Below are 25,547 nucleotides of genomic sequence, written 5' to 3'. Positions count from 1 at the left end.
TCCGGGCATTGGCCCGTGTTATCACCCTTCCAGGCATCAAGAAAGCGGCTGTTCGGACCGTAACAGCACCCAGAGCAGTCGAAATAGAGATGGAAGCCATGAACATCATCCACATGAACGAGTTCGAGCAGAGGCGGCGTGGCCCCTCGTCGCCGGCACATACCGAGATCCTGCGGGAATGCCGGGAGCTGGCGGCGCGGGAGCTGGCGGCTGCGCTCACCCGGATGATGGGCAAGGTCGACGACGCCCTGTTCGAACTGGCGGAAAAGGCCGAGAACAACGCCATCCAGAGCCTCTACTTCGATGCCATGCGTGAGGTTCGAATCAAGCGCTCCGCTATCGAGGCGAGCTTCAGGACGGCCTTCCTGGCGGGTTTCAATGCCGAGATCCAGCGCCAGCCACCCGCGGGCCCGGCCGTGGCAGACGGCGACGGCGAGCTGGAGCTCGACCTGGTGGAGCACGATGCGCTGGAGGAATCGCTGGCGGTGAGCAACATGGTCACCAAGGTCGGCGTGGCCTGCAGCCAGGAACTCGGCCTGCTCGAGCGGCGCATGGGTTTCCTGCTCGGCGACCCCCAGCTTGAGCAGGGCGGCAATCCGGTGGGGCCGGCGGTGATCTGCAACGCCTTTCTGGAGGCCTGTGGCGATATCGAGTCCGGGCTCAAGGTGAAACTCATCATCCTCAAGCTGTTCGACCGCTATGTGGTCGGCGAGGACATCCTTCCGCTCTATCAGAAATTGAACAGGCTGTTGACCGGCAAGAACATTCTGCCGGACATCCGGCTGGAGCTGAAACGCCGGCCGAAGGTTCCCGATGGCGGCCCGGCGGCTTCGCCGACGACGGCGGGGCAAGCGGGAGAGGCGCCCGAGGGTGAGGTGGGCGAGCAGGACCTGTTCGCCGCCCTGCAGCGGCTGATGCTGTCACGCTCGCCAGGCGGGGTACCGGCAGGCACGGGCAGCGGGGCCGCGGCCTTCTCCGGCTTCAGTGGCGGGCGGTCCGGTTTCATCGGTGGCCTGACCCTGCTGCAGCAGGGGGACGGTGAACTGGCCGGCAGCGGCCTGGCCGGCATCGACAGCAGCGCGGTAGCCGCCGGCACCGTCAACGTCATCCGCGACATCAAGGCCAGTGCCCTGGCGGCAGGGGCCTCCGGTGTCGATGCCATGATCATCAATGTGGTCGAGATGCTGTTCGACTACATCCTCAGCGACAGCAACATTCCCGACCCGATGAAGGCCCTGATCGGCCGCCTGCAGATCCCGCTGCTCAAGGCGGCCATGCTGGACAGGGATCTGTTCAGCCGCAAGTCGCATCCGGCGCGCCTGCTGCTCAACGGCCTGGCCGAGGCTGCCAATGGCTGGACCGAGCAGGACAGCGCCCTGTACCGCAAAATCGAAGGCATCGTGCAGCGCATCCTGGTCGAGTTCGAGGAGGATCTCGAGCTGTTTGCCGAGCTGCACAGCGAACTGAACGAATTCATTGCCGAGGAACAGCGCAAGGCGGCCGAGCGCCAGGAACGCTCGGCCCGGCTGCTGGCCGGCAAGGAACGCCTGCGTCTGGCCAAGGCGCAGGTCAGGCTGGAGATCGAGCGCCGCACTCGCGGCCGCGCCCTGCCGCGCTTCATAGAGCAGTTCCTGGTCAGCTACTGGCAGAATCTGTTGCTGGTCACCCTCTGCCAGGAAGGCGACGAGAGCCTGGCCTGGAAGCGGGCCCTGGCGACCATGGACAACCTGTTGTGGAGCATCGCTCCCAAGCAGGTCACGGAGCGCGAGGCCCTGGTCAAGCTGCTGCCGTCGCTGCTCGCTGCCCTGCGCGAGGGGGTGCAGACCATCTCCATGCGCGAGTCCGACTTCCAGGACTTTCTGGCCCGTCTTGCCGATCTGCATGCCGAGGTGGTCAACCGGGTCACCGCGCAGGCGCTGGAGGAGCCGCCGGCCGACGATCCGCTGCAGCCTGTCGCCGCCGAGGAGGCTGCGCCGGTGGAGGAGGACGCGGAAGTCACTGCGGCCACCCTGCATCGGTTGATTCGCGAGAACGGCCTGGAGGACGTCGAGGTGGAAGAGATCACCCTCAGCGAGGAAGCCGATGCCATGGAGGGGGCACCCGATGACGAATTCGTCGAGATGGCCCGCAACCTGGCCCAGGGCACCTGGGTCGAGTTCACGGCCGACGACGGCCAGACGAGCCGCGCCAGGCTGACCTGGGTGAGCCCGGTGACCGGCAGCTTCCTGTTCACCAACCGCCAGGGGCTGAAGGCGGCGGAGATGACCCTGCAGGGTCTGGCCGCCGAGTTCCGCCGCGGCACCGCGCGTCCGATCGAGAACGCGCCGCTGTTCGAGCGCGCCGTCAACAGTCTGCTCGACGGCCTGCGTTAACCCGGATATTGCACCAAGGCGGCGCGCATGAATGGGGTTCGAGCTGTAATCCAAGGACGCCATGGCCATGAAAGGCCCTCCGGGCGGGTTACAGTTTGCGCCTATTCGATGTCAGGCCGACTCTGGCTGCGCATCTTGGGTGATCCTCCTCAAGCCATAGCAACGGCTATGACTTTTCGGACGATCACCCAAGCTGCTTTGCCAGCCTCGCCCTGAGCATCGAATCCTTGGTGCAATATCTGGGTTAACAGACTGTTGAAAAACCCTCTGACGGCACGATACGGCGTTAAAAAATGGCTCAAAATGCTCATTTACGACCATGTAAACTGCGCTTTTTCGCCATTTTTTGCCTTGTCTCGCACTCGCCAGAGACTTTTTCAACAGCCTGTTAAGGCCTGTTGACAGGCCCTGGTTTCCCCCGTCCTGATAGCTCAGGGTTCGGCCCGGTTCACCGCCGGGCCGTTTTGTGTCCGTGCTACCAGTAATAGCCGATGTTCAGCGAATAGCGGGCGTCGCCCTTGTCGTTGCCGTCTGCCGGCGTGCTGTCCCAGTCGTAATCGAACTGGGCGGTGGCGTTGAGCCGCTCTATCAGCGGCATGCGCAGCCCGGTCTGGCTGCGGATCAGCAGGTCGCTGGTGTCTTCCAGTCCGAGGTAGCCTTCATGGAAGTGGAAGAACTGCAGCTTGCTGGCCTGCAGACGGTGATCGAAGTTGAGCGACCAGCGGGCCGAGGGGTAGCTCTCGTCGCGGGCGGTGTAGAAGTCCTCATTGAGGTAGGTGAGGCCGCCCTCCAGTGACAGGTTGGTCGGTTTCGATTCGATGAACTGGTAACCGGAACCGAGACCCAGGCTGGTGCGCAGTTTGAGGTCCTTGAAGCGGTCGCGGGCGAACAGCGCGTTGGAATAGACATACCAGTGCGAGTTGAGGAAGTGGTCGTACTTGGCATAGCCGGTGGCGTTGGACTCGGTCTCGGTGCCGCGTTCGGCGCTGCGGTTGAGGATGGCGCCGATGGTGTAGCGGTTCTCCAGGGTCTTGGCGACCAGCTCGGCGTCGAAGTGGGTCTTCTCGACGTCGGTGTTGCCCTTGGTGAAGTTGATGCCCAGATTGAGCTTGCCGCTGAAGGCCACGCCGCCGTCGGCCTCCACCGGCGGATTGATGTAGCGCACCTGGGCGAGGTCGATGGGGGTGGTCTCGACCAGCCGTCCGGCGCGGATCCGCAGCTTGCCCGGCTCGGTCTGGAGCAGGCTGCCGGTGAGTCGGGTGTCGTCCTCGAGGACGATGCGCAGCGGCCGGCTGCAGAGGATCTGGCGGACCGACGACCACTGGATCTGCAGCCGGCCGGCATAGCGGGTGTCCAGGGTCAGGGTGTTGCCGCGCTTGGCGACGATGGTGCCGCTCAGCCGGTCGCCGTTGAGCAGCAGGATCTCGTCGGCGAGGGCCGGCCGGCAGAGTCCGAGCAGGGCGGTCAGCAGCCAGGCGAGGGGACGACGCGGAACGGCCATCGCTGCCGCCTCAGTTGACCGGCAGGCGCTGGCGCAGCGCATCGCGATCGTACCACCAGTGGCCATCGACGATCACGTCGAGTATCCGTGCCAGCCGCGGCAGGAAGGCCTCGGGATCGTTGAGCTCGAGGGTTTCCATCCACAGCTTGATCATCTCCTCGCCCTCGATGCCGCGGTGGCGCTTGGCCACCTGGGCCAGAATCTGGGCAGCGAGGAAGGTCAGGCTCTCGTGGCTGGCGCCCTCGGTACGCAGCTCGGCGAGGTAGCAGGCGGTGGCGGCGGCCACCGCCGCGCCATCGGACTGCGGCGGCGTCTCGTCGACGATGTGCTGCAGCATGGCGATACTGGTCTGGGCGTCGATCGGCCAGGTGACGGCCAGCCAGGTCCCATTGCCCAGGGCGTGCAGCGATTCCGGCAGGTCGAGCTGGTAGAGGATGTCGCAGGCCTCGACCGCCTCCTGCCAGTGATCATGGGCGATAAAGGTGTCGAAGGCGGCGCGGGCCGTCTCCCAGGCCTCGGTCTTGCGGTTCAGGCCGCGCAGCGCCTCGGCGATGTCGAGCTGAATGCGCGCCGCCGCTGCCGGTTCGGCCCCGGCATCCAGGGCGGCCAGGCGCTGCTGATGCTGGGCGAGCAGGTGTTCGAGTTCGGCCTGCGATTCGCTGCTGCTGATGGCCTGGATGGGGACGTCGTTCTGGCTGTCGGTCATGTCGGTTCCGCCTGCTGACTGATGTGAGGCTGCTTTTTACAGAAGCCGCGCCATGCTGACAACCGGGGGCGGCCTGTGGGAGTGGCGGATCAAGAGCCGCTGGCGAGTGCCGATAGCCTTCAGGAAAGGACGTCCGGGGCCCCGCCTGGCAAAGGGAGATTGGTCAAAGGTGCTTGCGAATCAGTGCAATGGAGACGGTGCGGCCGGTGGCGACGACCCCGGTCTGGCCCTCTTGAGGGCCATCCTGGAGGACGCCAAGCGTGGCCGGCTGCAGTTGCCCAGCCTGCCCGACGTGGCCCTGCGGGTCCGCGCCGCGGTGCGCGACACCGGGCGCAGCGTGGCCGACGTGACCCGCATCGTGCAGGTCGACCCGGCCCTGGCTACGCGTCTGGTGCAGGTGGTCAACAGTCCCATCTATCGTGGCAGCCGGCGTATCGACGACTGCCACACCGCCATCACCCGTCTCGGCCTGGTTGCGACCCGCAACCTGGTGATGAGTTTTACCCTGCGCAACCTGTTTCAGCCCCGCCAGCAGCGGCTGGTGGAACGGCTGCAGGCGAGCTGGCGCCATAGCTGCCGGGTGGCCGCCATCAGCAGCGTCCTGGCCCGGCTGACGCCCGGCATCGACCCCGACCGTGCCCTGCTTGCCGGGCTGGTCCACGACATCGGCGAGCTGCCGATCCTGCGCTACCTGGAGGCGCATGAGGCGGCCGCGGACATGCCGCTGGAAGACATCCTGCGGCGGCTGCGCGGGCCGCTGGGCAGCTTCGTGCTCCAGACCTGGCGGTTCGACAGTGACATGGTGGCGGTGCCGAAGCGGGCAGAGGACTGGCGCCGGGCGGCCGAGGGGCCGGTCGACTACGCCGACATCGTGCAGGTGGCGCATGTGCACAGCCTGTTCGGCAGTCACCAGGCGGCCAGCTTGCCGCCGCTGCCCGAATTGCCGGCCTTCCGCAAGCTGCCGATCAGCCGGCTCGGCCCCGACGTGAGCCTGGAACTGCTGGAGCAGTCGCAGCGCGAGATCAACGAGGTGATCGGTATCCTGCAGGGCTGAAGCCGCGATCAGAGGGTCAGCCGGTTCCAGGCATCCAGCGCCGCCACCTTGTAGGCCTCGGCCAGGGTGGGGTAGTTGAAGACGTTTTCCAGGAAGTAGTCCAGCGAGCCGCCCAGGCTGAGCACCGCCTGGCCGATGTGGATCAGCTCGGTGGCGCCCTCGCCGATGATGTGCACCCCGAGCAGGCGGCGGTCGTCCAGGCTGACCAGCAGCTTCAGCATGCCTTCCTGCAGTCCCATGATCTGCCCGCGGGCGGTCTCGCGCAGCCGCGCGACCCCGGTCTCGTAGGGGATCTGCTTTTCCGTCAGCTCCTGCTCGGTGGCGCCGATCATGCTCATCTCCGGCACGGCATAGATGCCGAAGGGGAAGAACTCCTGGGTGGTGCAGGCGGCGGTACCCATGGCATGACAGGCCGCCAGCCGGCCCTGTTCCATGGAGGTCGAGGCCAGGGCCGGGAAGCCGATGATGTCGCCGGCGGCATAGATGTGGGGCACGGCGGTCTGGAAGTGCTCGTTCACCGCCAGGCGGCGGCGCTCGTCGGTCTCCAGCCCGGCGTTCTCCAGGCCCAGGGTGTAGGTGCAGCCGATGCGGCCGGCGGCGAACAGGATGGTGTCGGCCCGCAGCTGCTTGCCACTCTCCAGTCGGCAGGTCACGCTGCCGCTTTCCGTCCTCTCCACCTGGGCGACCTTCTCGCCGAGGCGCAGCACCACGCCGCGCTCGCGCAGCGAGTGCACCAGTTCGTCGACGATCTCCCTGTCCATGAAATTGAGCAGCGTCGGCCTGCCGTCGATCAGGGTGATCTTGACGTCCATGGTGCTGAAGATCGAGGCGTACTCCATGCCGATCACACCGGCACCGACCACTATCATGGAACGCGGGATGCGCTTGAGATTGAGGATGCCGTCGCTGTCGAGGATGGTCTCGTTGTCGAAGGGGATGCCCTCGGGGCGTGCCGGGCGGCTGCCCACCGCGAGCAGGAACTTGTCCGCGGTGTATTCCTCGAAGGTGCCGTCCGGCTTCTCGATGCGGACGCGGTGGGGATCGACGAAACTGGCGCTGCCCTCGATGACGGTGACGCCGTTGCGCATCAGCTGGTGTTCCATCACCTCGATCTCGTGGTTCAGGGTGATGTCCAGGCGCTTCATCAGATCGTCGATGTCGAGCTTGTCCTTGAGCCGGTAGCTGCGGCCGTAGACGCCGCGCTGGTCCCAGCCGGTCAGGTAGAGCACGGCCTCGCGCAGGGTCTTGCTGGGGATGGTTCCGGTGTGCACCGAGACGCCACCGACCACCGGCCGGCGCTCGATGATGGCGGCGTTCTTGCCGAGCTTGGCCGCCTGGATAGCGGCACGCTGACCGGCGGGGCCGCTGCCGATGACCAGAAAATCGAAGTGCTGCATGGAATCCTTTCTCCCTCGTCCCTGGGCCGGGGTTACGCCTCAGGCTATCGGTTCTCTTAGACGTATCTTTAGAATCCACGGAAGACACGGAAAATATGGCCGCGAAAGCCACGAAAAGTTTCGTAGGGTATGCGCCGCGCACCATGGTCCACTGCCGCGGCATGATCGCGGCCTGGAGGCCGCTCCTACAATGAATCGTGCCGCCCGGTTCCTGTAGGAGCGGCGTCCACCGCGATTGCCGCCGTGGCGGCGCGTGGATTCCGTGGCCATTGATCATTTCGTGGGTTTCGCGGGTTTCGTGGCCATCCTCGGTTCTGCCTGACGACGGCGGACGATGACCACCGATCGCGGCCTGGAGGCCGCTCCTACAATAGAGTCATGCCGTCACCCCATCGTAGGAGCGGTCTCCAGGCCGCGATTGCCAGCGTCACGACAAGAATCCGCTCTACAGGCCATGGCGCACACCAGCCAGGGAAGTTTCCGTGTTTTCCGTGGATTCCGTGGCCATCGACCTTTTCGTGGGTTTCGCGGGTTTCGTGGCCATCGTTGGTTCCGCCTGACAACGGCGAGTGATGCCCACCCCGATCGCGGCCTGGAGGCCGTTCCTACACCAAATCGTGCCGCCATGCCCTGTCTGTAGGAGCGGCGTCCACGCCGCGATTGCCGCCGTGGCGGCGCGTGGATTCCGTGGCCATCGACCTTTTCGTGGGTTTCGCGGGTTTCGTGGCGATCGTTGGTTCCGCCTGACAACGGCGAGTGATGCCCACCCCGATCGCGGCCTGGAGGCCGCTCCTACAATGAATCGTGCCGCCCGGTTCCTGTAGGAGCGGCGTCCACGCCGCGATTGCCGCCGTGGCGGCGCGTGGATTCCGTGGCCATCGACCTTTTCGTGGGTTTCGCGGGTTTCGTGGCCATCGTTGGTTCCGCCTGACAACGGCGAGTGATGCCCACCCCGATCGCGGCCTGGAGGCCGTTCCTACAATGGAGTCATGCCGTCACCCCATCGTAGGAGCGGTCTCCAGGCCGCGATTGCCACCGTCGCGACAAGAATCCGCTCTACAGGCCATGGCGCACACCAGCCAGGGAAGTTTCCGTGTTTTCCGTGGATTCCGTGGCCATCGACCTTTTCGTGGGTTTCGCGGCCATCCTCGGTTCCGCCTGACGGCGGCGGGCGATGCCCACCCCGATCGCGGCCTGGAGGCCGCTCCTACAATGAATCGTGCCGCCCGGTTCCTGTAGGAGCGGCGTCCACGCCGCGATTGCCGCCGTGGCGGCGCGTGGATTCCGTGGCCATCCTTGGTTCCGCCTGACGGCGGCGGGCAATGCCCACCCCGATCGCGGCCTGGAGGCCGCTCCTACAATATTTTCCGAGAGTTCCGTGGCTATTCAGATTCCGCCCGCCAGTGGCCGGACTTGCCGCCGATCTTCTCCAGCAGGCGGATCCCCTCCATGACCATGCCGCGATCGACGGCCTTGCACATGTCGTAGATGGTGAGCAGGCCGACCTGCACGGCAGTCAGGGCCTCCATCTCCACGCCGGTACGGCCGCGGGTCTCCACCGTCACCCGGCAGTGGACACCGGGCGGCTGGTCATCGGTCTCGAACTCGACCTCGACCCGGGTCAGGGCCAGGGGATGGCAGAGGGGGATCAGGTCGGCCGTTCGCTTGGCGGCCATGATGGCGGCCACCCGGGCGATGCCCAGCACGTCGCCCTTCTTGTGATCGCCGGCGCGGATGCGCTGCAGGGTATCGGCCTGCATGCGGATGCGGCCCGCGGCGATGGCAATGCGCCGGGTCTCGCTCTTGTCGCCGACGTCGACCATGTGCGCCTGGCCCTCGGCATTGAAGTGGGTGAGTTCTGACATGCGGATGGCGTGATACACTCTGCATGGAAAAGATGGATGCCACATCATAGTGAGCCGGGTACGACACTGCAAATGAGCATGAAACTGCGGGTACGTTTCTTTGCCAGCCTGCGCGAGCAGACGGGGCAGGCCGATACCGAGGTCGAGGTGGAGGCCGGGGCCAGGGTCGCCGACGTCTGGGCGGCGGCGGTACCGGATCAGCCGCGGCCGCCGAATCTGCTGGCCGCGCGCAACATGGAATACGTGGATTTCGATGCGCCGGTCGCCGAAGGTGACGAGGTGGCCTTCTTCCCGCCGGTAACGGGGGGCTGAGGATGCGCGTCGAGATCCGCGAGACGGCCTTCGATCCCTGGCGCGAACTGGAGGCCTATCAGCTGCGCGCCCTGCCGGCTGGCCGCTATGGCGCCACCGCGGTCTTTGTCGGAACCATGCGTGACTTCAACGAGGGGCAGGGGGTGCGCGGCATGACCCTGGAGCACTATCCCGGCATGACCGAGCGCTACCTGGAGAGAATCAGCGGCGAGGCCGGGGAACGCTGGGCCCTGCTCGACAGCCTGATCGTCCACCGTGTCGGGCCGCTCGAGCCCAACGACCCCATCGTCCTGGTTGCGGTCTGGTCGGCGCACCGCAAGGACGCCTTCGAGGCCTGCCGCTGGCTGATGGAAGAGCTCAAGTCCCGGGCACCCTTCTGGAAGAAGGAGGAGCAGAGCGACGGCGGATCACGCTGGGTGGAGAAGAATACCGAGGGCTATTGATAGCCACGGGATCCACGGAAAAAACCCGGCCACGAAATCCACGAAAAGCTTCATTGGCTGCGCACCAGGCATCGGTCGATGCCGTCTTCAGGCTGATGATGGCCACGGCGTTGCTTCCGCGGTTTCGTGGCCATTGATCTTTTCGTGGATTTCGTGGGTTTAGTGGCTATCCTCGGTTCCGCCTGACAAGGCGCGGCGGTTGATGCCCTCGATCGCGGCCTGGAGGCCGCTCCTACAGGAGGTTCCGCCTTGCCCCGTAGGAGCGGCGTCCACGCCGCGATTGCCGCCACGGCGGCAGAGAATCTGCTCTTGACGCTACAGCCCGCACCGGCCAGGAAGTTTCCGTGTTTTCCGTGTTTTCCGTGGATTCCGTGGATTCCGTGGATTCCGTGGCCATCGATATTTTCGTGGATTTCGCGGGTTTCGTGGCTATCGCCGGTTCCGCCTGACAAGGCCGTGGCGGGCGATGCCCACCTCGATCGCGGCCTGGAGGCCGCTCCTACGATGTTTTCCGTGGCCATCGATATTTTCGTGGATTTCGCGGGTTTCGTGGCTATCGCCGGTTCCGCCTGACGAGGCCGCGGCGGGTGATGCCCACCCCCGATCGCGGCCTGGAGGCCGCTCCTACGATGTTTTCCGTGGCCATCGGTCTTTTCGTGGGTTTCGCGGGTTTCGTGGCCATCCTCGATTTCGCCTGGCGAGGCCACGACGGTTGATGCCCCCGATCGCGGCCTGGAGGCCGCTCCTACGATGTTTTCCGTGGCCATTGATCTTTTCGTGGATTTCGTGGGTTTAGTGGCTATCCTCGGTTCCGCCTGACAAGGCCGTGGCGGGCGATGCCCACCCCGATCGCGGCCTGGAGGCCGCTCCTACAATGTTTTCCGTGGATTCCGTGGCCATGCGTTAGTCCACCGGCACGTCCAGGATCTCGAACTCCATGCGCTCCAGATCGCCCATCACGTAGGTTGCCGGTGCGGCCACGCCGCCGACGCTGCCCGGGTTGACCACCAGTGTGCTCCCGCCGTGGACGTTTTTCACGGCGTGGATGTCGGCCTTGTGGTCGTGGCCGCAGCAGACCAGATCCCAGTCGCCGGTGGTGGCCATGGCCTCGGCATAGTGCGGGTAGTGCACCAGGAAGATTCTGCGTTCGTGGAGTTCGATGCCGGCATCCTGGCCGTAGAAGTTCACCAGGCTCCCGGGACGGCCGGCGATGCGCGCCATCATGTACAGATCGCCGGAGTTGTTGCCATGGATGACGTGCACTGGCAGCTCATGCTTGTTCAGTACCGACAGGGTGGAGGCCGCGACCACGTCGCCGCAGTGCAGCACCGCCTCGGCGCCGCGGGCCTTGGCATCGGCCACTGCGGCATCCAGCAGCGGGCGGTTGTCGTGGCTGTCCGATACGATGCAGATCTTCATATGATGTGAGCCACGAAATCCACGAACCCCACGAAAAGATTTTTTGTTGTTTTGTGGCGCCGCGCGAAGCGCGTGCGCCACAATAGTCCCTTTCGTGGGTTTCGTGGATTTCGTGGCTGTCTCCTAGAAATGGGGCTTTTCGGGCGCATCCCTGTACATCTGCACGCTGTTGAGGATCTCCTGCTTGGCCTCGTCGGTGCCGCCCCAGCCTTCGACCCGCACCCACTTGCCCTCGTCCAGGTCCTTGTAGTGCTCGAAGAAGTGGGCGATCTGCTCCAGGATCATCGGCGGCAGGTCGCGGAAGTCGTGCACCTGGCGGTACATGTTGCACAGCTTGTCGATGGGCACGGCGAGCACCTTGGCGTCATCGCCCGATTCGTCGGTCATCTTGAGCACGCCGATCGGGCGGCAGCGCACCACCGAACCGCTGATCAGTGGCACCGGGGTCAGCACCAGCACGTCCACCGGGTCACCGTCGTCGGAGAGGGTGTGGGGCACGTAGCCGTAGTTGCAGGGATAGTGCATGGCCGTGTTCATGAAGCGGTCCACGAACATGGCGCCCGAGTCCTTGTCGACCTCGTACTTGACCGGATCGGCATGGGCGGGGATCTCGATGATGACGTTGATGTCGTTGGGGATGTCGCGTCCGGAATCCACTCGGTCCAGGTTCATCTCCGACTCCTGCGGCAAAGAAAAAGGGCCGGCTATTATACCGGCCCTTCCGGGAAAACCTAATTTTCAAATGGCCACGAAACCCACAAAACCCGCGAAAGCCTGGTTTTTTCTTCCGGCGCCGCGCAAAGCGCAGGCGCCGGAACGATCCTTTTCGCGGATTTCGCGGATTTCGTGGCCCGCCCTTACAGCAGAGGCACGATGAGCAGCGCCACGATGTTGATGATCTTGATCAACGGGTTGATGGCCGGGCCGGCGGTGTCCTTGTAGGGGTCGCCGACGGTGTCGCCGGTGACCGCCGCCTTGTGGGCGTCGGAGCCCTTGCCGCCGAAGTGACCGTCCTCGATGTACTTCTTGGCGTTGTCCCAGGCGCCGCCGCCGGTGGTCATGGAGATGGCCACGAACAGGCCGGTGACGATGGAGCCGAGCAGCACGCCGCCCAGGGCCTGCGGACCGAGCAGCAGGCCGACCAGCAGGGGCACCGCGATCGGCAGGATCGAGGGAATCACCATCTCCTTGATGGCGGCCTTGGTCAGCATGTCCACGGCGCGCGAGTAGTCGGGCTTCTGGGTGTGGTCCATGATGCCCGGCATCTCCTTGAACTGGCGCCGCACCTCGTTGACGATGCCGCCGGCCGCGCGGCCCACCGCCTCCATGGCCATGGCACCGAACAGGTAGGGCACCAGGCCGCCGATGAACAGGCCGATGATCACCATGTGGTTGGACAGGTCGAAGGTGGTCACCTTGCCGGCGGCCTCCAGACCGTGGGTGTAGTCGGCGAACAGCACCAGGGCGGCGAGACCGGCGGAGCCGATGGCATAGCCCTTGGTGACCGCCTTGGTGGTGTTGCCCACCGCGTCCAGCGGGTCGGTGATGTTGCGGATCTTCTCGTCCAGCTCGGCCATCTCGGCGATGCCGCCGGCGTTGTCGGTGATCGGGCCGTAGGCGTCCAGCGCCACGATGATCCCGGTCATGGACAGCATGGAGGTGGCGGCGATGGCGATACCATAGAGGCCGGCCAGCTCGTAGGCGCCCCAGATGGAGGCGCACACCGCCAGCACCGGCGCGGCGGTGGACTTCATGGACACGCCCAGGCCGGCGATGACGTTGGTGCCGTCGCCGGTGGTGGAGGCCTCGGCGATGTGCCGCACCGGAGCGAACTCGGTGGCGGTGTAGTACTCGGTGATGACCACCATGGCGGCGGTCAGCGCCAGGCCGATCAGCGCCGCAAAGTAGAGGTTCGTGCTGGACACCAGTTCGCCACTGATGGTCACGCCGTCACCCAGCAGCCAGGTGGTGACCGGGTAGAAGGCCGCGGCGGCCAGCACGCCGGCCACGATCAGGCCGCGGTACAGGGCGTTCATGATCTTGCCGCCTTCGCGTGCCTTGACGAAGAAGGTGCCGATGATGGAGGCGATGATGGACACGCCGCCCAGCACCAGCGGGTAGACTGCGGCCTCGGCCTCGGCCCCGGTCACCATCAGGCTGCCGAGCAGCATGGTGGCGACCACGGTCACCGCATAGGTTTCGAACAGGTCGGCGGCCATGCCGGCGCAGTCGCCGACGTTGTCGCCGACGTTGTCGGCGATCACCGCCGGGTTGCGCGGGTCGTCCTCGGGAATGCCGGCCTCGACCTTGCCGACGATGTCGGCGCCGACGTCAGCGCCCTTGGTGAAGATGCCGCCGCCGAGTCGGGCGAAGATGGAGATCAGCGAGCCACCGAAGGCCAGGCCGACCAGCGGATGGATGGGATCCTCGACGCCCTGCATCTGCAGCACGGCATAGAAGCCGGCCACGCCGAGCAGGCCCAGGCCGACCACCAGCAGGCCGGTGATGGCGCCACCACGGAAGGCGATCTGCATGGCGGCATTGAGACCCTCGTGGGCCGCCTGGGCGGTGCGCACATTGGCCCGGACCGAGATGTTCATGCCGATGTAGCCGGCCAGGCCGGAGAAGATGGCGCCGATGGCGAAGCCGCTGGCCGTCGACCAGCCGATGAAGGAGCCGATCAGCACCAGCAGCACGATGCCGGCCAGGCCGATGGTGGTGTACTGCCGGTTCAGGTAGGCGCTGGCGCCCTCCTGCACGGCGTTGGCGATTTCCTGCATGCGGGCGTTTCCGGTCGGCTTGCGGAGAATCCACTGAACGGAAAAGACCCCGTAGGCGATCGCGCCAAGCGCGCAGATCAGGGCGAAGATTATACCTGTTGACATGACTTCCTCCGTTTTCGCTTTCGTACCAAAAATGAAAAAAAACCAACCAGAAATCTGCAGAAACGCCGTTCCGGGAAACGCTGCGCGGGCTGCGGCTGGCAGGCTTCGTCAGCCGGGGCGATACAGCCGGGATGCCGATTGTCGTTCGTCGGCCGGCGGATTCCCTTGACCGGTGTCAAGGTCGATGGAATCGGGTTCCGGGTTTCAGTCCAAAGGCGTTCTCCAGATCGAGTTCGCGGATCAGCCGGTCGACGGCCGCCTGGCCATGGACCCGTTCCACCTCGGCCAGGATCAGCCGCGCGGCGTTGCGGTTGTAACCGCTGCCGAAGCCGAGCTGTACCTGCAGCAGTTCGCGTGCCCTCTCGATCTGCATGGTCGTGGTCCTGGTCACCAGCCTCGTTGCGAACCAAAAAAAGGGGCGCCATGGGCGCCCCTTGTGGTTCGAGTTACTTGAGCTTGAACTCGCTGAGCTTCTTGTTCACAGCGATGTTCTTCAGCTGCACGTATTTCGGCAGGCCATCCTTGCCGTAGGGCGGGTAGTCCTCGCCGCGCATCAGCGGCTCCAGATACTCGCGGCATTTCCTGGTAATGCCGAAACCGTCCTTGCTGATGAAGCCCTTGGGCATCATCTTCTCGACGTTGGCGACGCGCGCCAGGCGGGCCTCGCCGACCTTCCAGCGGTAGGGCGAGTTGCTGGTGCGGACGATGGTCGGCATCACCGAGTTCTTGCCCGCCAGGGCCAGCTCCACCGCGGCCTTGCCCATGGCATAGGCCTGCTCCACGTCGGTCTTGGAGGCGATGTGCCGCGCGGCACGCTGCAGGTAGTCCGCCACCGCCCAGTGGTACTTGTAGCCGAGCTTGTCGCGGATCAGGCTGGCGATCACCGGCGCCACGCCGCCGAGCTGGGCATGGCCGAAGGCGTCCTTCAGGCCCTGGTCGGCAAGGAACTTGCCGGAGCGGTCGCGCACACCCTCGGAGACCACCACCGAGCAGTAGCCGAAGCGCTTGACCTTGTCCCTGACCGCAGCCAGGAACTTGGTCTGGCTGAAGGTGACCTCCGGAAACAGCACCACGATCGGCAGTTCACAATCCTCGGTGGAGGCCATGGCGCCGGCGGCGGCGATCCAGCCGGCGTGGCGGCCCATCACCTCGAGCACGAAGATCTTGGTCGAGGTCTTGGCCATGGAGGCCACGTCGAAGCTCGCCTCGCGGGTGGAGACGGCGATGTACTTGGCGACCGAACCGAAGCCCGGGCAGTTGTCGGTGATCGGCAGGTCGTTGTCGACCGTCTTCGGCACGTGGATGGCCTGGATGGGGTAGCCCATCTTCTTCGACAGCTGCGAGACCTTGAGGCAGGTGTCGGCCGAGTCGCCGCCGCCGTTGTAGAAGAAGTAGCCGATGTTGTGCGCCTCGAAGACCTCGATCAGGCGCTCGTATTCACGCTTGTTGGCCTCCAGGCTCTTCATCTTGTAGCGGCAGGAACCGAAGGCGCCGCTCGGCGTATGGCGCAGGGCGGCGATGGCGCGGGCCGATTCCTTGCTGGTGTCGATCAGGTCCTCGGTCAGCGCGCCGATGATGCCGTTGCGGCCGGCGAAGACCTTGCCGATCTTGTCCTTGTGCTTGCGCGCGGTCTCGATGACGCCGCAGGCGCTGGCGTTGATGACAGCGGTCACGCCGCCGGACTGGGCGTAAAAGGCGTTCTTCTTTGCCGTTGATCTGGCCATAGGGGTTTCTCTCCCGGTTCTCGTTCGTGGATGCCTTGCAGTCTCGATCCGGCAACCGGCTGCCGGTTTGCCGCGATGGCCGGGGCCGGCGTCCAGTGACGCGGGTCCTCAGCGTGTTGTCTGTTCCCGTTCCCGTTCCCGTTCCCTTTCCTTTTCCGCTGCCGCCTGCCGTTTCGCCTCGTGATCGGCCTGCACCTGGAGCAGGGTCACCGTACACTCGGTCAGGTTGTCGAACTCCTCGATGCCGGTGCCGAACATCTGGTGGACGCGGTAGAAGAAGAAGCAACGGTAGCGTTCCGCCCCGGTCTTGCAGACCACGAAGTGACAGGGGCCGTGTTGCCAGTAGGCGGCCGGGCAGGGGGTCAGCTCGGGGGAGGGCGGGTTGAGTCGCAGTTCCGTTTCCGCCAGCTCGACATCGACCGGTTCGCCGAAACGTTCCTTCAGCGCGGTCTGGAGGGTCCAGAGTTCGGCCTCGTTGAAATCTGGAATATCGCTCATTGCGTGAAGGTCCAGGGACTCCATGGGCTCGACAGCGCCCCGTTCCGCAGCACCGCAGGCAGGCCGCGCGTACAGCCTGCTTCTGGGCTAACCTATTAGCCCAGAAGTGATTTTTCCTGCCGGCTGCGTTGACTTGGGGCAGCGAGAAAGGGTAGCTTAAACGGACGCGCCTGTCAGGGCCATCTAAAAAATTGTATAAGCCCATGCAAAAAACTTAATACCAATGCGGGGTTGCGAGGGTGGTGTGCCGGGGCGGCGCGCTGCCCCGGGGTCGTCCTGGTGGCGGCCGTTCCCCAGGGATGTGGCTGATGAGAATAGTGTTATTGGGTCCACCGGGTTCCGGCAAGGGGACCCAGGCCAAGCGGCTGGAGGAGAAATACGGGATTCCACAGATCGCCATCGGCGATCTGCTGCGGGCGGCGGTCGCGGCCGGCACGCCCCTGGGCCGGCAGGCCAAGCTGGCGATGGACGCCGGCCAGCTGGTGTCCGACGAACTGGTATTGGGGATACTCCGCGAACGGCTGCAGCAGAAGGATGCCCGCAAGGGTTTCGTGCTCGACGGTTTTCCGCGCAACATCGGCCAGGCCGAGGCTCTGGATACCATGCTTGCGGAACTCGGCAGGCCGCTGGAGCTGGCCCTGCTGATCGACGTGGACTTCGACATCCTCCTGCAGCGGCTGGTCGGGCGCTATACCTGCCGTTCCTGTGGCTGGACCTGCAACGTCTTCTCGTCGCCTCCGCATGTTGACGGTATCTGCGATGAATGTGGCGGCAATCTGCATCATCGCGCCGATGACAACGAGGAAACCATCGGCAACCGGCTGCGCATCTACGAGACTCAGACGGTGCCGGTGATCGAGTATTACCGGGACCAGGGCAAGCTGAGAACGGTGCAGGGCACGGCACCCGTCGATCAGGTGTTCAAGGCCGTGTGCAAGGTGGTGGATCAGCTCGCGGCCGAACGGCCGGCCCGCCGTAGCAGCCAGGCAGCGCGGGCCATCGCCGCCCAGCGTGCTGCCCAGCGCAGCGAGGCTGAGGCAGCGCCAAAGGAGGCCGCTCCCAAGAAGCCGGCCCCCAAGAAGGCCGCCCCCAAGAAGGCCGCCGCCCCGAAGAAGGCCGCCCCGAAGAAGGCCGCCCCGAAGAAGGCGGCTCCGAAGAAGGCGGCTCCGAAGAAGGCGGCTCCGAAGAAGGCGGCTCCGAAGAAGGCGGCTCCGAAGAAGGCGGCTCCGAAGAAGGCGGCTCCGAAGAAAGCAGCACCCAGGAAGGTAGCGCCCAGGAAGGCCGCCCCGAAGAAGGCCGCCCCGAAGAAGGCCGCCCCGAAGAAGGCCGCCCCGAAGAAGGCCGCCCCGAAGAAGGCCGCCCCGAAGAAGGCCGCCCCGAAGAAGGCCGCCCCGAAGAAGGCCGCCCCGAAGAAGGCCGCCCCGAAGAAGGCGGCTCCGAAGAAAGCATCACCCAGGAAGGTAGCGCCCAGGAAGGCCATTCCCAAAAAGGCGGCCCGCAAGAAGTAGGGTGTGCACCGCGCACCATGTCCGGCCTCATGGCGGGCGATGCCCGCCCGATCGCGGCCTGGAGGCCGCTCCTACAGGAGGTTCCGCCTTGCCCCGTAGGAGCGGCGTCCACGCCGCGATTGCCGACACGGCGGCAGAGAATCTGCTCTTGACGCTACAGCCCGCACCAGCCAGGAAGTTTCCGTGTTTTTCCGTGTTTTTCCGTGGATTCCGTGGCCATCGTCGTTTCCGTCAACGGCAGATGATGCCCGCCCGATCGCGGCCGGGAGGCCGCTCCTACAATATTTTCCGTGGATTCCGTGGCCATCGGCCTTTTCGTGGGTTTCGCGGGTTTCGTGGCCATCCTCGATTCCGCCTGCCGAGGCCACGACGGTTGATGCCCCCGATCGCGGCCTGGAGCCCGCTCCTACAACAAGAGATCCCGCCATGCCCCGTAGGAGCGGCGTCCACGCCGCGATTGGCCCGTTGCGGTCTACCGACCGCTGAATCAGTGCCGCCGGCGCTGGAGGAAACGGTCGACCCAGCGATCGATGGCGCCGAACAGCCGCTCGCCGAGTCGGTTGTACCAGGGGCGCTGGTGCCAGGGGCGGCGCCGGATCTCCTCGCTGTCCGCCACGTCCTGTTCCAGCATGCGCATCACCTCCGCGGTGAAGGCCGGATGGCGGATCTCCTGGTTGGCCTCCAGGTTCCAGCGCAGGTTCCAGCGATCGAGGTTGCTTGAACCAATCGACACCCAGTCGTCGCAGACGGCGACCTTCTGATGCAGGAAGCGTGGCTGGTATTCGAAGATGCGCACACCCGCATCGAGCAGCTGGCTGTAGAAGCGGCGCCCGGCCAGGCGGACCGCCGGATGGTCGGTGTAACGTCCCGGCAGCAGCAGGCGCACGTCGACGCCGCGCCGCGCGGCGCGCTTCAGGGCCTGGCGCAGCTTGCGGCTGGGCACGAAATAGGCGGTGGCGATCCAGATGTGCTGACGGGCGTGACGGCAGTGGTAGTGCAGTGACCGCTTGATTTCCGCGCGGTGCATGTCGATGGAGATCACGGTGCGACCGGGCATGTCGGCGGGGTCAGGTGCCGGCCGCGGGAGGGCGGGCAAGGGGCGCTCGTCCCAGCGCTGCCAGTTGCGGGCAAACAGCCGGTGCCAGTCCTGGAGGACGGGGCCCCGGATCTCAACCACGGTTTCGCGCCAGGGGCGTGGGTCGCTGGCCGGATCGAATTCGTCGGTAATGCCGAAGCCACCGGTGAAGGCGAGACATCCGTCCACGATCAGCAGCTTGCGGTGGTCACGGAACAGGTTGCGGCGCAGGTCGCCATAGTGCAGGGGGTTGTGGAAGGCCAGCGCGACCCCGGCCTCGGTCAGCCGCTGACGATCCGCCTGGGCCAGGCCGCGGGCACCGAAGTCATCGAGCAGCAGACAGACCTGCAGGCCGCGCCCGGCTGCCCTGCTCAGGGCCTCGACGAAGCGGCCGGCGGTCTGGCCAGATTCGAAGAGGTAGATCTCCAGCAGGATCGAGTCTCGGGCCGAGTCGATGGCCTCCAGCATGACGGGGAAGAAACGGTCGCCATCGGCCAGAAGACGGAAGCGGTTGCCGCGCCGCCAGGGGAAGGACGGGGAAGAGGGGGTGCTGGGCAAGTGCGACCGCGCTCACGGATACCGGATGACATGGCCATTTCACCCCAGAAGCGGGCAGGGTGCAATTCCGTGCACCGCATCGCCACATCATGGCGGGCAATGCCCGCCCCCGATCGCGGCCTGGAGGCCGCTCCTACAATGTTTTCCGTGGATTCCGTGGCCATTAATCTTTTCGTGGGTTTGGTGGGTTTCGTGGCCATCGCCGGTTCCGCCTTGCCCCGTAGGAGCGGCGTCCACGCCGCGATTGCTCGCTGTTAATGGGTGCTCCCGAAGGACAGGTCGAGGGTATAGGCGGGCAGCGGGATGCCGGCGATCTTGCAGGCCTGCTGGACGGGGCCGTGCGGAAACAACTGGTAGAGATAGCGTTTGCCGCCCTGTTTCTTGTAGCGGCCACTCAGCGCCTTGAGGACCAGCCGGGCGCTGCAGCTGTTGCCCTCCGCTTCACAGCGCTGGCGCAGGTAGTGGATGACATCCCAGTGTTCCGGTGTCAGCTCGATGCCTTCCTCGCGGGCGAGCTGGATGGCCAGCTCCTCGTTCCAGGCCTTGGGGTCGTTCGACTGGGGGCGGTGTTCGCCGCTCATGGGTAAGGATGTGTTCATGGTGGACTCCTTGTGTTGGTGTCCGGAAGGGGAGGCAGGATGCCAGCCCTCTGTGAACCACTATAGTCCTGTTGACGGAAAATACCAGAGTAGATTACTCGGGTATAAATGGGGGATTGACGGACTGCCGATCGAGCGGGACCGGAAAAGCCGTTATCATGGCTCGCTGATCCCCGTGCCGGAGGATGCGTGACGGCCCTGTTCCAGACCCTGCTCCAGATCTGCCTGCTGCGTGCCGGCCCACAGCGGCTGCCGGCCTCCGGCCTGCTGCTCGGTGCCGGACTCCTGGCCTACCTGCTGCTCGACCTGATCAGTGGCCTCGCCTATCTGAGTCTGTCCCGCTCGCTGGGCGCCGCTGTGCTCGATAGCCTCATTCTGGCGGCCTTCGTGCAGCTCTGCCTGCGCCTGGTTGGTCATCCGGAGCGTTTTCTGCAGACCCTGAGCGCAGTGTTCGGCTGCTGGCTGCTGCTCGGCATCCTGGCCCTGCCGCTGACCTTCGCCCTGGCCGCTGCGCCCGAGAATGGTGGGGGTCTGGGTGGCCTGTTGCTGATGCTGCTGGTATTGCTGGTGTGGAGCCTGAGCGTGCTCGGCCACATCCTGCGCCATGCGCTGGAGGTGCCACTGGCAGTGGGGATCGGCATCAGCCTGGGCTATTTCCTGGTCTCGCAGTTCATCCTCGAGGCGCTGTTCCCGGTGTCCTGAGGGGGATGGCCACGTAAGAACATAAAAAATCAGCCACGGAACCCACGGACAACATGAACGTCCTCCGGTGTTTTCCGTGGGTTCCGTGGCCAAGACGTTTTTTCGTGCCTTCCGCGGGTTCCGTGGCTATCATCATGCCTTCGATTGCAGCCTGAATCCGGAGACCATGCGCATCCATATTCTCGGTATCTGCGGCACCTTCATGGGCGGTATCGCCCTGCTGGCCCGGCAGTCCGGCATCGAGGTCGAGGGCTCGGATGCCAATGTCTACCCGCCGATGAGCACCCAGCTGGAGGCGCAGGGCATTGCGCTGCGGGAAGGCTACCGGCCGGAGCATCTCGGTGAGGGGCTCGACGCCGTGGTGATCGGCAATGCCCTGTCGCGCGGCAATCCGGCGGTGGAGCGGGTGCTCGACGCCGGGCTGCCCTATACCTCGGGTCCCCAGTGGCTGGCCGACCACGTGCTGCAGGGCCGCTGGGTGCTGGCCGTGGCCGGGACTCACGGCAAGACATCCACCGCCAGCATGCTGGCCTGGATCCTGGAACATGCCGGCCTCGGCCCGGGCTTCCTGATCGGTGGCGTGCCGGCCAACTTCGGCGTCTCGGCGCGTCTCGGCGAGACGCCCTTCTTCGTGGTCGAGGCCGACGAGTACGACACCGCCTTCTTCGACAAGCGCTCGAAATTCGTCCACTACCGGCCGCGGACCCTGGTGCTGAACAATCTTGAGTTCGATCATGCGGATATCTTCCCGGATCTGGCGGCTATCCAGCGGCAATTTCATCATCTTGTCCGTACCGTGCCCGGTGCCGGACTGATCATCGAGAACGCCAACGACGGGAATATCGCCGAGATGCTGGAGATGGGCTGCTGGACACCCACCGAGACCGTGTCGGTCGGCGAGTTCCCGGCCCAGTGGCAGGTGCGCCGGCTGGCGGAGGACGGCAGCCGCTTCGAGGTCTGGTACGAGGGCACGGCGCAGGGTGCGGTGGAGTGGGGACAGCTTGGTGAACACAACCTGCACAATGCCCTGGCGGCGATCGCCGCGGCCCGCCATGCCGGGGTGCCGGCGGCCGAGGCCTGTGCCGCGCTGTGCGAATACCGTGGCGTGAAGCGGCGCATGGAGCTGCGGGGGCGGGTGCGAGAGGTCGCTGTGTTGGACGATTTTGCCCACCATCCCACGGCCATCGCCACCACCCTGGCCGGCCTGCGCCAGTATACCGGCAGCGGTCGCATCCTCGCCGTGCTGGAGCCGCGTTCCAACACCATGCGCATGGGCGTGCACCAGGGGCAGCTGGCCCCGGCGCTGCGCGAGGCCGACCGGGTCTGGCTGTTCCGGCCGGCGGATCTGGACTGGGACCTGGAGGCCGTGGCCCGTGCCGCCGTCCCTCCGGCCACGGTCAGCGCCGATCTCGATGCCCTGGTGGCCGAGGTGGTGGCCGAGGCACGGCCCGGGGACTCGATACTGGTGATGAGCAACGGCGGCTTCGGTGGCATCCACGAGCGGCTGCTGGCCGCGCTGAAAGGGCATTGATGCAGGAGTGGCCTCCCGGCCGCGATCGGGGGTGGGCATCACCCGCCATTGTCAGGCGGAACCGGCGATGGCCACGAAATCCGCAAAACCCACGAAAAGATTGATGGCCACGGAATCCACGGAAAACATTGTAGGAGCGGCCTCCAGGCCGCGATCGGGATTAACGCCGAATCGCGGCGTGGACGCCGCTCCTACGGGGGCACGGCGGCACGATTTGTCTGTAGGAGCGGCCTCCAGGCCGCGATGGGATGTACCGCGTGAATCGCGGCGTGGACGCCGCTCCTACAGGGTATGGCGGCACGGTTTGTTGTAGGAGCGGCCTCCCGGCCGCGATGGGGTGTACCGCGTGAATCGCGGCGTGGACGCCGCTCCTACGGGGCATGGCGGCACGATTTGTCTGTAGGAGCGGCCTCCAGGCCGCGATGGGATGTACCGCGTGAATCGCGGCGTGGACGCCGCTCCTACGGGGTATGGCGGCACGGTTTGTTGTAGGAGCGGCCTCCCGGCCGCGATGGGGTGTACCGCGTGAATCGCGGCGTGGACGCCGCTCCTACGGGGCATGGCGGCACGATTTATCTGTAGGAGCGGCCTCCAGGCCGCGATGGGATGTACCGCGTGAATCGCGGCGTGGCCGCCGTTCCTACAGCCGCGATCGGGATAGAGGATTGCGCATGACAGAGAAAGTGACAGGCCGGAGCCGGCGTATCGCGCTGGCCATCACCGGGGCTTCCGGCGCCCGCTATGCCCTGCGCCTGCTGGAATGCCTGATCCAGGCCGGCGAGCAGGTCGAGCTGATGCTTTCCGAGCCGGGCCAGGTGGTGCTGGGCATGGAGACCGATCTCGGTCTGCCGGGGCGGCCGGCGGAGATCGAACGGCTGCTTGCTGAGCGGCTGGGTGCAGTCGAAGGCCAGCTGCGCGTCTACGGCGCGCGCCAGTGGACGGCGCCCCTGGCCAGCGGCTCGGGTGCGCCACGGGCGATGGTGGTCTGTCCCTGCACCATGGGTACCCTGTCGGCCATCGCCTGCGGGGCCAGCCGCAGCCTCATCGAGCGGGCCGCGGACGTGGTGCTGAAGGAGGGGCGCAAGCTGGTTCTGGTGCCGCGCGAGACGCCGTTCTCTGCCATCCATCTGGAGAACATGCTCAAGCTGGCCCGCCTCGGGGTGGTGATTCTCGCCGCCAATCCCGGCTTCTACCACCAGCCGCAGACCATCGACGATCTGATCGACTTCGTTGTGGCCCGCATCCTCGATCAGCTCGGCGTGGCGCACAGCGTCGGTGAGCGGTGGGGGGGGTGATGTCAGAATCCAGAATCCAGAATCCAGAATCCAGAATCCAGAATCCAGAATCCAGGAGTCAGGAGCCGTGTCCTTTCAGCGGGACAGTAGCAGGACCTCGCCGGACCAGCCGGGCAGGGCGGCCTCTGGCCGGTGACGGATGACGGCCGTGAAGTCCGTCGGCAGGTCGCGGCGCAGGCTGGCCAGCGGCCGGTCGAAGTCGGGCTCGGTCTGCAGCCAGGTGAGGATCCCGAACAGGTGGCGCGGCGTCACGCGCGAGGCGTTGCCGATCCACAGCGGGGTGCCGTCCTCCAGCCGGGCATGTGCCGACCACAGCCGCACGACCAGCAGTTCCTCGCCCCCCTTTGCCGGTTTCAGCAGGCGTAACCGTTCATAGTGGCCGTCATGGACCTGGGGCAGCAACGGCAGGCTGGCCGCCGCCGGCTGCGGCACCAGCCAGTGCAACAGGTCGCTCCAGCGGGGCAGCGGCGGCGAGCGCCAGCCGCGGGCTGCCAGCTTCTTCTCCAGCCCCTCCAGGCTCCCGGCATACTGCAGGTTCAGGGCATGCCGGCGGGAGTCGGCCAGGTCGAGGCGGTAGGCGGGAAGACGCTGCCAGCCGTCCATTAGCCAGGCGGCGCGAGGCAGTTCCAGGCGGTGGTGCCGCACACGGTAGCGGTCGAGGTCGGTCTCCAGTGTCTGGTGGATGTGCCAGCCGCCGACGCCTCCCAGGGTGAGCAGCAGGATCAGCACCGGGCCGCGCCAGGGCAGGGGTTCCGCCGGGTGGCGGCTGTAGGCGATGCCGAACAGGGCCACGCAGGCCAGCCCCAGCGCTGCGCCGCCGAGCACGTCCGACAGCCAGTGGGCACCGAGATAGAGGCGGGAGAAGGCGATGGGGATGAACGCCAGGGCTGCCAGGGCGTAGGGGATCCAGCGGCGTGGCGGCGGCAGCTCGCGGGCGATGAGCACCGCCAGCAGGCCGAACAGGGTCAGGCTGACGCTGGTGTGGCTGCTGGGGAAGGCGTACTGGCTGAGCCCGTCGTAGAGGGGCAGCGGACGCTCCACCCGGGTGACGAGTTTCAGCAGCCGGGTCAGGGCGGCGGCGCTGGCCAGGGCCGCCAGCCAGTGCCAGGCGGCCCGCCGGTGGCCCCGCAGCAGCAGCCAGCCGAATACCGCCAGTGTGCAGGCCAGCAACACGGATCGGTCGCCCAGTTCGGTGATGGCGGTGAACAGGCGGTCGGCCAGTGGCGTGCGCAATTCCTGCAGGGACTCGAACACCAGCCGGTCGGCGCCGGTCAGCGGCGCTTCCAGCAGGGCCACGAACAGCAGGCTGGCGCCTGCCAGCAGGGCGGCCAGCAGCGCCAGGCCGCGGGCTTCCGGGTGGGCCGGGTCGAGCAGCGAGCCGGCCAGCGGGCGGATCAGCGGGTGGCGCCGGCTCCATGCCAGGCTGCGCCGGATCAGCTCGCTGGCACGGGGCTGGAGCAGGCGGAACAGGGCACGTACCAGCCAGACGCCGAGCAGCAGCGCCGCGAACAGCAGCACCAGCAGCACGGCCAGGCGGCCGGCCACTTCGGCGGCCAGGCTCAGCGAGGCTGCGAAGACCATGCCCGGCACGATATAGGCCGGTGCCCAGAGCAGGGCGGAGAGCAGATTGAAGAACAGGAAGCGTCGCGGAGCCATGTCCAGCATGCCGGCCACCGCCGGCAGGATGGGGCGTACCGGACCCACGAAGCGGGCCAGCAGCACGCTTTTGCCGCCGTGGCGGTGGAAGAAGGCCATGCCGCGGTTGATCAGCCGCGGATAGCGGCGGAACGGCCAGATCACGCGCAACGCCTGGTGGTAGTGGCGGCCCAGCCAGAAACTGATGCCGTCGCCGGCCACCGCGCCGGCCGCGGCCCAGAGCAGGGTCGGCAGCAGCTCCAGCGCCCCGCCGGTGACCAGCGCCCCGATGCCGAACATGACCAGGGCCCCGGGCATGAACAGGCCGACGATGGCCAGGGACTCCAGCGCCGCAGAAAGGAAGACGATCAGCGTCGCCCAGTGCGGGTGCAGCTGGACCCAGTGCAGCAGCTGATCGAACAGCGCCGCCAGCGACTGGCCGAGTTCGGCGAACATGGGGGGATTATA

General features: G+C 66.1%; 21 protein-coding genes. 8 read left to right on the top strand and 13 right to left on the bottom strand.

The window, feature by feature from the left end; all coding sequences use genetic code 11:
* Window positions 1–98 precede the first annotated feature (98 nt).
* Window positions 99–2,372, top strand: a complete 2,274-nt coding sequence (locus QVG61_RS12280) for a DUF1631 domain-containing protein (RefSeq protein WP_289930929.1) — start codon at window positions 99–101, stop codon at window positions 2,370–2,372.
* Window positions 2,373–2,847: 475 nt separating this feature from the next.
* On the opposite strand, the gene QVG61_RS12275 is transcribed toward QVG61_RS12280, so the two are convergent.
* Together QVG61_RS12275 and QVG61_RS12270 are read right to left on the bottom strand one after the other, a co-directional pair.
* A complete protein-coding gene (locus QVG61_RS12275; protein ID WP_289930928.1) occupies window positions 2,848–3,873 on the bottom strand; it encodes a DUF481 domain-containing protein in 1,026 nt (341 codons plus the stop codon).
* A 10-nt stretch (window positions 3,874–3,883) separates the two neighbouring features.
* Window positions 3,884–4,579: a hypothetical protein gene (locus QVG61_RS12270; RefSeq protein ID WP_289930927.1), complete on the bottom strand. Its 696-nt coding sequence runs from the start codon at window positions 4,577–4,579 to the stop codon at window positions 3,884–3,886.
* 169 nt (window positions 4,580–4,748) lie between these two features.
* Here QVG61_RS12270 and QVG61_RS12265 point away from each other — a divergent pair, with 169 nt between their 5' ends.
* On the top strand, window positions 4,749–5,633 hold the full coding sequence (locus QVG61_RS12265) for an HDOD domain-containing protein (protein WP_289930926.1): 885 nt from the start codon (window positions 4,749–4,751) through the stop codon (window positions 5,631–5,633).
* Between the two features lie 8 nt (window positions 5,634–5,641).
* Here the strand turns inward: QVG61_RS12265 and sthA are convergent, their stop codons facing one another.
* Window positions 5,642–7,030, bottom strand: a complete 1,389-nt coding sequence (gene sthA, locus QVG61_RS12260) for a Si-specific NAD(P)(+) transhydrogenase (protein ID WP_289930925.1) — start codon at window positions 7,028–7,030, stop codon at window positions 5,642–5,644.
* A gap of 1,382 nt (window positions 7,031–8,412) precedes the next feature.
* Window positions 8,413–8,895 carry a cyclic pyranopterin monophosphate synthase MoaC gene (gene moaC / locus QVG61_RS12255; RefSeq protein WP_289930924.1) on the bottom strand — a complete coding sequence of 161 codons (483 nt, stop codon included), beginning with the start codon at window positions 8,893–8,895 and terminating at the stop codon, window positions 8,413–8,415.
* 72 nt (window positions 8,896–8,967) lie between these two features.
* On the opposite strand from moaC, the gene moaD reads away from it, so the two are divergent.
* Window positions 8,968–9,207: a molybdopterin converting factor subunit 1 gene (gene moaD, locus QVG61_RS12250; protein WP_289930923.1), complete on the top strand. Its 240-nt coding sequence runs from the start codon at window positions 8,968–8,970 to the stop codon at window positions 9,205–9,207.
* Between the two features lie 2 nt (window positions 9,208–9,209).
* Window positions 9,210–9,650 carry a molybdenum cofactor biosynthesis protein MoaE gene (locus QVG61_RS12245; RefSeq protein WP_289930922.1) on the top strand — a complete coding sequence of 147 codons (441 nt, stop codon included), beginning with the start codon at window positions 9,210–9,212 and terminating at the stop codon, window positions 9,648–9,650.
* Window positions 9,651–10,553: 903 nt separating this feature from the next.
* Here QVG61_RS12245 and QVG61_RS12240 read toward each other — a convergent pair.
* From QVG61_RS12240 to QVG61_RS12215, 6 genes are all read right to left on the bottom strand, one after another.
* The gene (locus tag QVG61_RS12240) at window positions 10,554–11,069 is read right to left on the bottom strand and encodes a YfcE family phosphodiesterase (protein ID WP_289930921.1); all 516 of its coding nucleotides are present in this window, start codon (window positions 11,067–11,069) and stop codon (window positions 10,554–10,556) included.
* A 123-nt stretch (window positions 11,070–11,192) separates the two neighbouring features.
* Entirely contained in the window at window positions 11,193–11,741 is a 549-nt protein-coding gene (ppa, locus tag QVG61_RS12235) for an inorganic diphosphatase (RefSeq protein ID WP_289930920.1), read from the bottom strand.
* A gap of 185 nt (window positions 11,742–11,926) precedes the next feature.
* Window positions 11,927–13,954 (bottom strand): sodium-translocating pyrophosphatase, encoded by a 2,028-nt coding sequence (locus tag QVG61_RS12230; RefSeq protein WP_289930919.1) that lies wholly within the window; start codon window positions 13,952–13,954, stop codon window positions 11,927–11,929.
* Window positions 13,955–14,129: 175 nt separating this feature from the next.
* On the bottom strand, window positions 14,130–14,327 hold the full coding sequence (locus tag QVG61_RS12225) for a hypothetical protein (protein ID WP_289930918.1): 198 nt from the start codon (window positions 14,325–14,327) through the stop codon (window positions 14,130–14,132).
* Between the two features lie 73 nt (window positions 14,328–14,400).
* Window positions 14,401–15,678, bottom strand: a complete 1,278-nt coding sequence (locus tag QVG61_RS12220; RefSeq protein ID WP_289930917.1) for a 6-phosphofructokinase — start codon at window positions 15,676–15,678, stop codon at window positions 14,401–14,403.
* A 108-nt stretch (window positions 15,679–15,786) separates the two neighbouring features.
* Window positions 15,787–16,176, bottom strand: a complete 390-nt coding sequence (locus QVG61_RS12215) for a hypothetical protein (protein WP_289930916.1) — start codon at window positions 16,174–16,176, stop codon at window positions 15,787–15,789.
* Between the two features lie 308 nt (window positions 16,177–16,484).
* Here QVG61_RS12215 and QVG61_RS13680 point away from each other — a divergent pair, with 308 nt between their 5' ends.
* Window positions 16,485–17,684, top strand: a complete 1,200-nt coding sequence (locus QVG61_RS13680) for an adenylate kinase (RefSeq protein WP_354671167.1) — start codon at window positions 16,485–16,487, stop codon at window positions 17,682–17,684.
* A 487-nt stretch (window positions 17,685–18,171) separates the two neighbouring features.
* Here QVG61_RS13680 and QVG61_RS12205 read toward each other — a convergent pair whose 3' ends face one another.
* Together QVG61_RS12205 and QVG61_RS12200 are read right to left on the bottom strand one after the other, a co-directional pair.
* Window positions 18,172–19,317, bottom strand: a complete 1,146-nt coding sequence (locus QVG61_RS12205) for a phospholipase D-like domain-containing protein (protein WP_289930915.1) — start codon at window positions 19,315–19,317, stop codon at window positions 18,172–18,174.
* Between the two features lie 254 nt (window positions 19,318–19,571).
* Entirely contained in the window at window positions 19,572–19,916 is a 345-nt protein-coding gene (locus QVG61_RS12200; RefSeq protein ID WP_289930914.1) for a TusE/DsrC/DsvC family sulfur relay protein, read from the bottom strand.
* Window positions 19,917–20,105: 189 nt separating this feature from the next.
* On the opposite strand from QVG61_RS12200, the gene QVG61_RS12195 reads away from it, so the two are divergent.
* The 3 genes from QVG61_RS12195 to QVG61_RS12185 all read left to right on the top strand — a co-directional run bounded on the left by QVG61_RS12195 (window position 20,106) and on the right by QVG61_RS12185 (window position 23,444).
* Window positions 20,106–20,618: a hypothetical protein gene (locus QVG61_RS12195; RefSeq protein ID WP_289930913.1), complete on the top strand. Its 513-nt coding sequence runs from the start codon at window positions 20,106–20,108 to the stop codon at window positions 20,616–20,618.
* A gap of 166 nt (window positions 20,619–20,784) precedes the next feature.
* The gene (gene mpl / locus QVG61_RS12190) at window positions 20,785–22,149 is read left to right on the top strand and encodes a UDP-N-acetylmuramate:L-alanyl-gamma-D-glutamyl-meso-diaminopimelate ligase (RefSeq protein WP_289932781.1); all 1,365 of its coding nucleotides are present in this window, start codon (window positions 20,785–20,787) and stop codon (window positions 22,147–22,149) included.
* Window positions 22,150–22,832: 683 nt separating this feature from the next.
* Window positions 22,833–23,444, top strand: a complete 612-nt coding sequence (locus tag QVG61_RS12185) for a flavin prenyltransferase UbiX (protein ID WP_289932779.1) — start codon at window positions 22,833–22,835, stop codon at window positions 23,442–23,444.
* A 75-nt stretch (window positions 23,445–23,519) separates the two neighbouring features.
* On the opposite strand, the gene QVG61_RS12180 is transcribed toward QVG61_RS12185, so the two are convergent.
* Window positions 23,520–25,535 carry a bifunctional DedA family/phosphatase PAP2 family protein gene (locus QVG61_RS12180; protein WP_289930912.1) on the bottom strand — a complete coding sequence of 672 codons (2,016 nt, stop codon included), beginning with the start codon at window positions 25,533–25,535 and terminating at the stop codon, window positions 23,520–23,522.
* Window positions 25,536–25,547: the final 12 nt, after the last annotated feature.

This window comes from Thiohalobacter sp. IOR34 (assembly GCF_030406045.1).
Classification (GTDB): Bacteria; Pseudomonadota; Gammaproteobacteria; order Thiohalobacterales; family Thiohalobacteraceae.
Note: the sequence above shows the minus strand (reverse complement) of the source record. Positions and strands in the feature narration are given on the sequence as shown.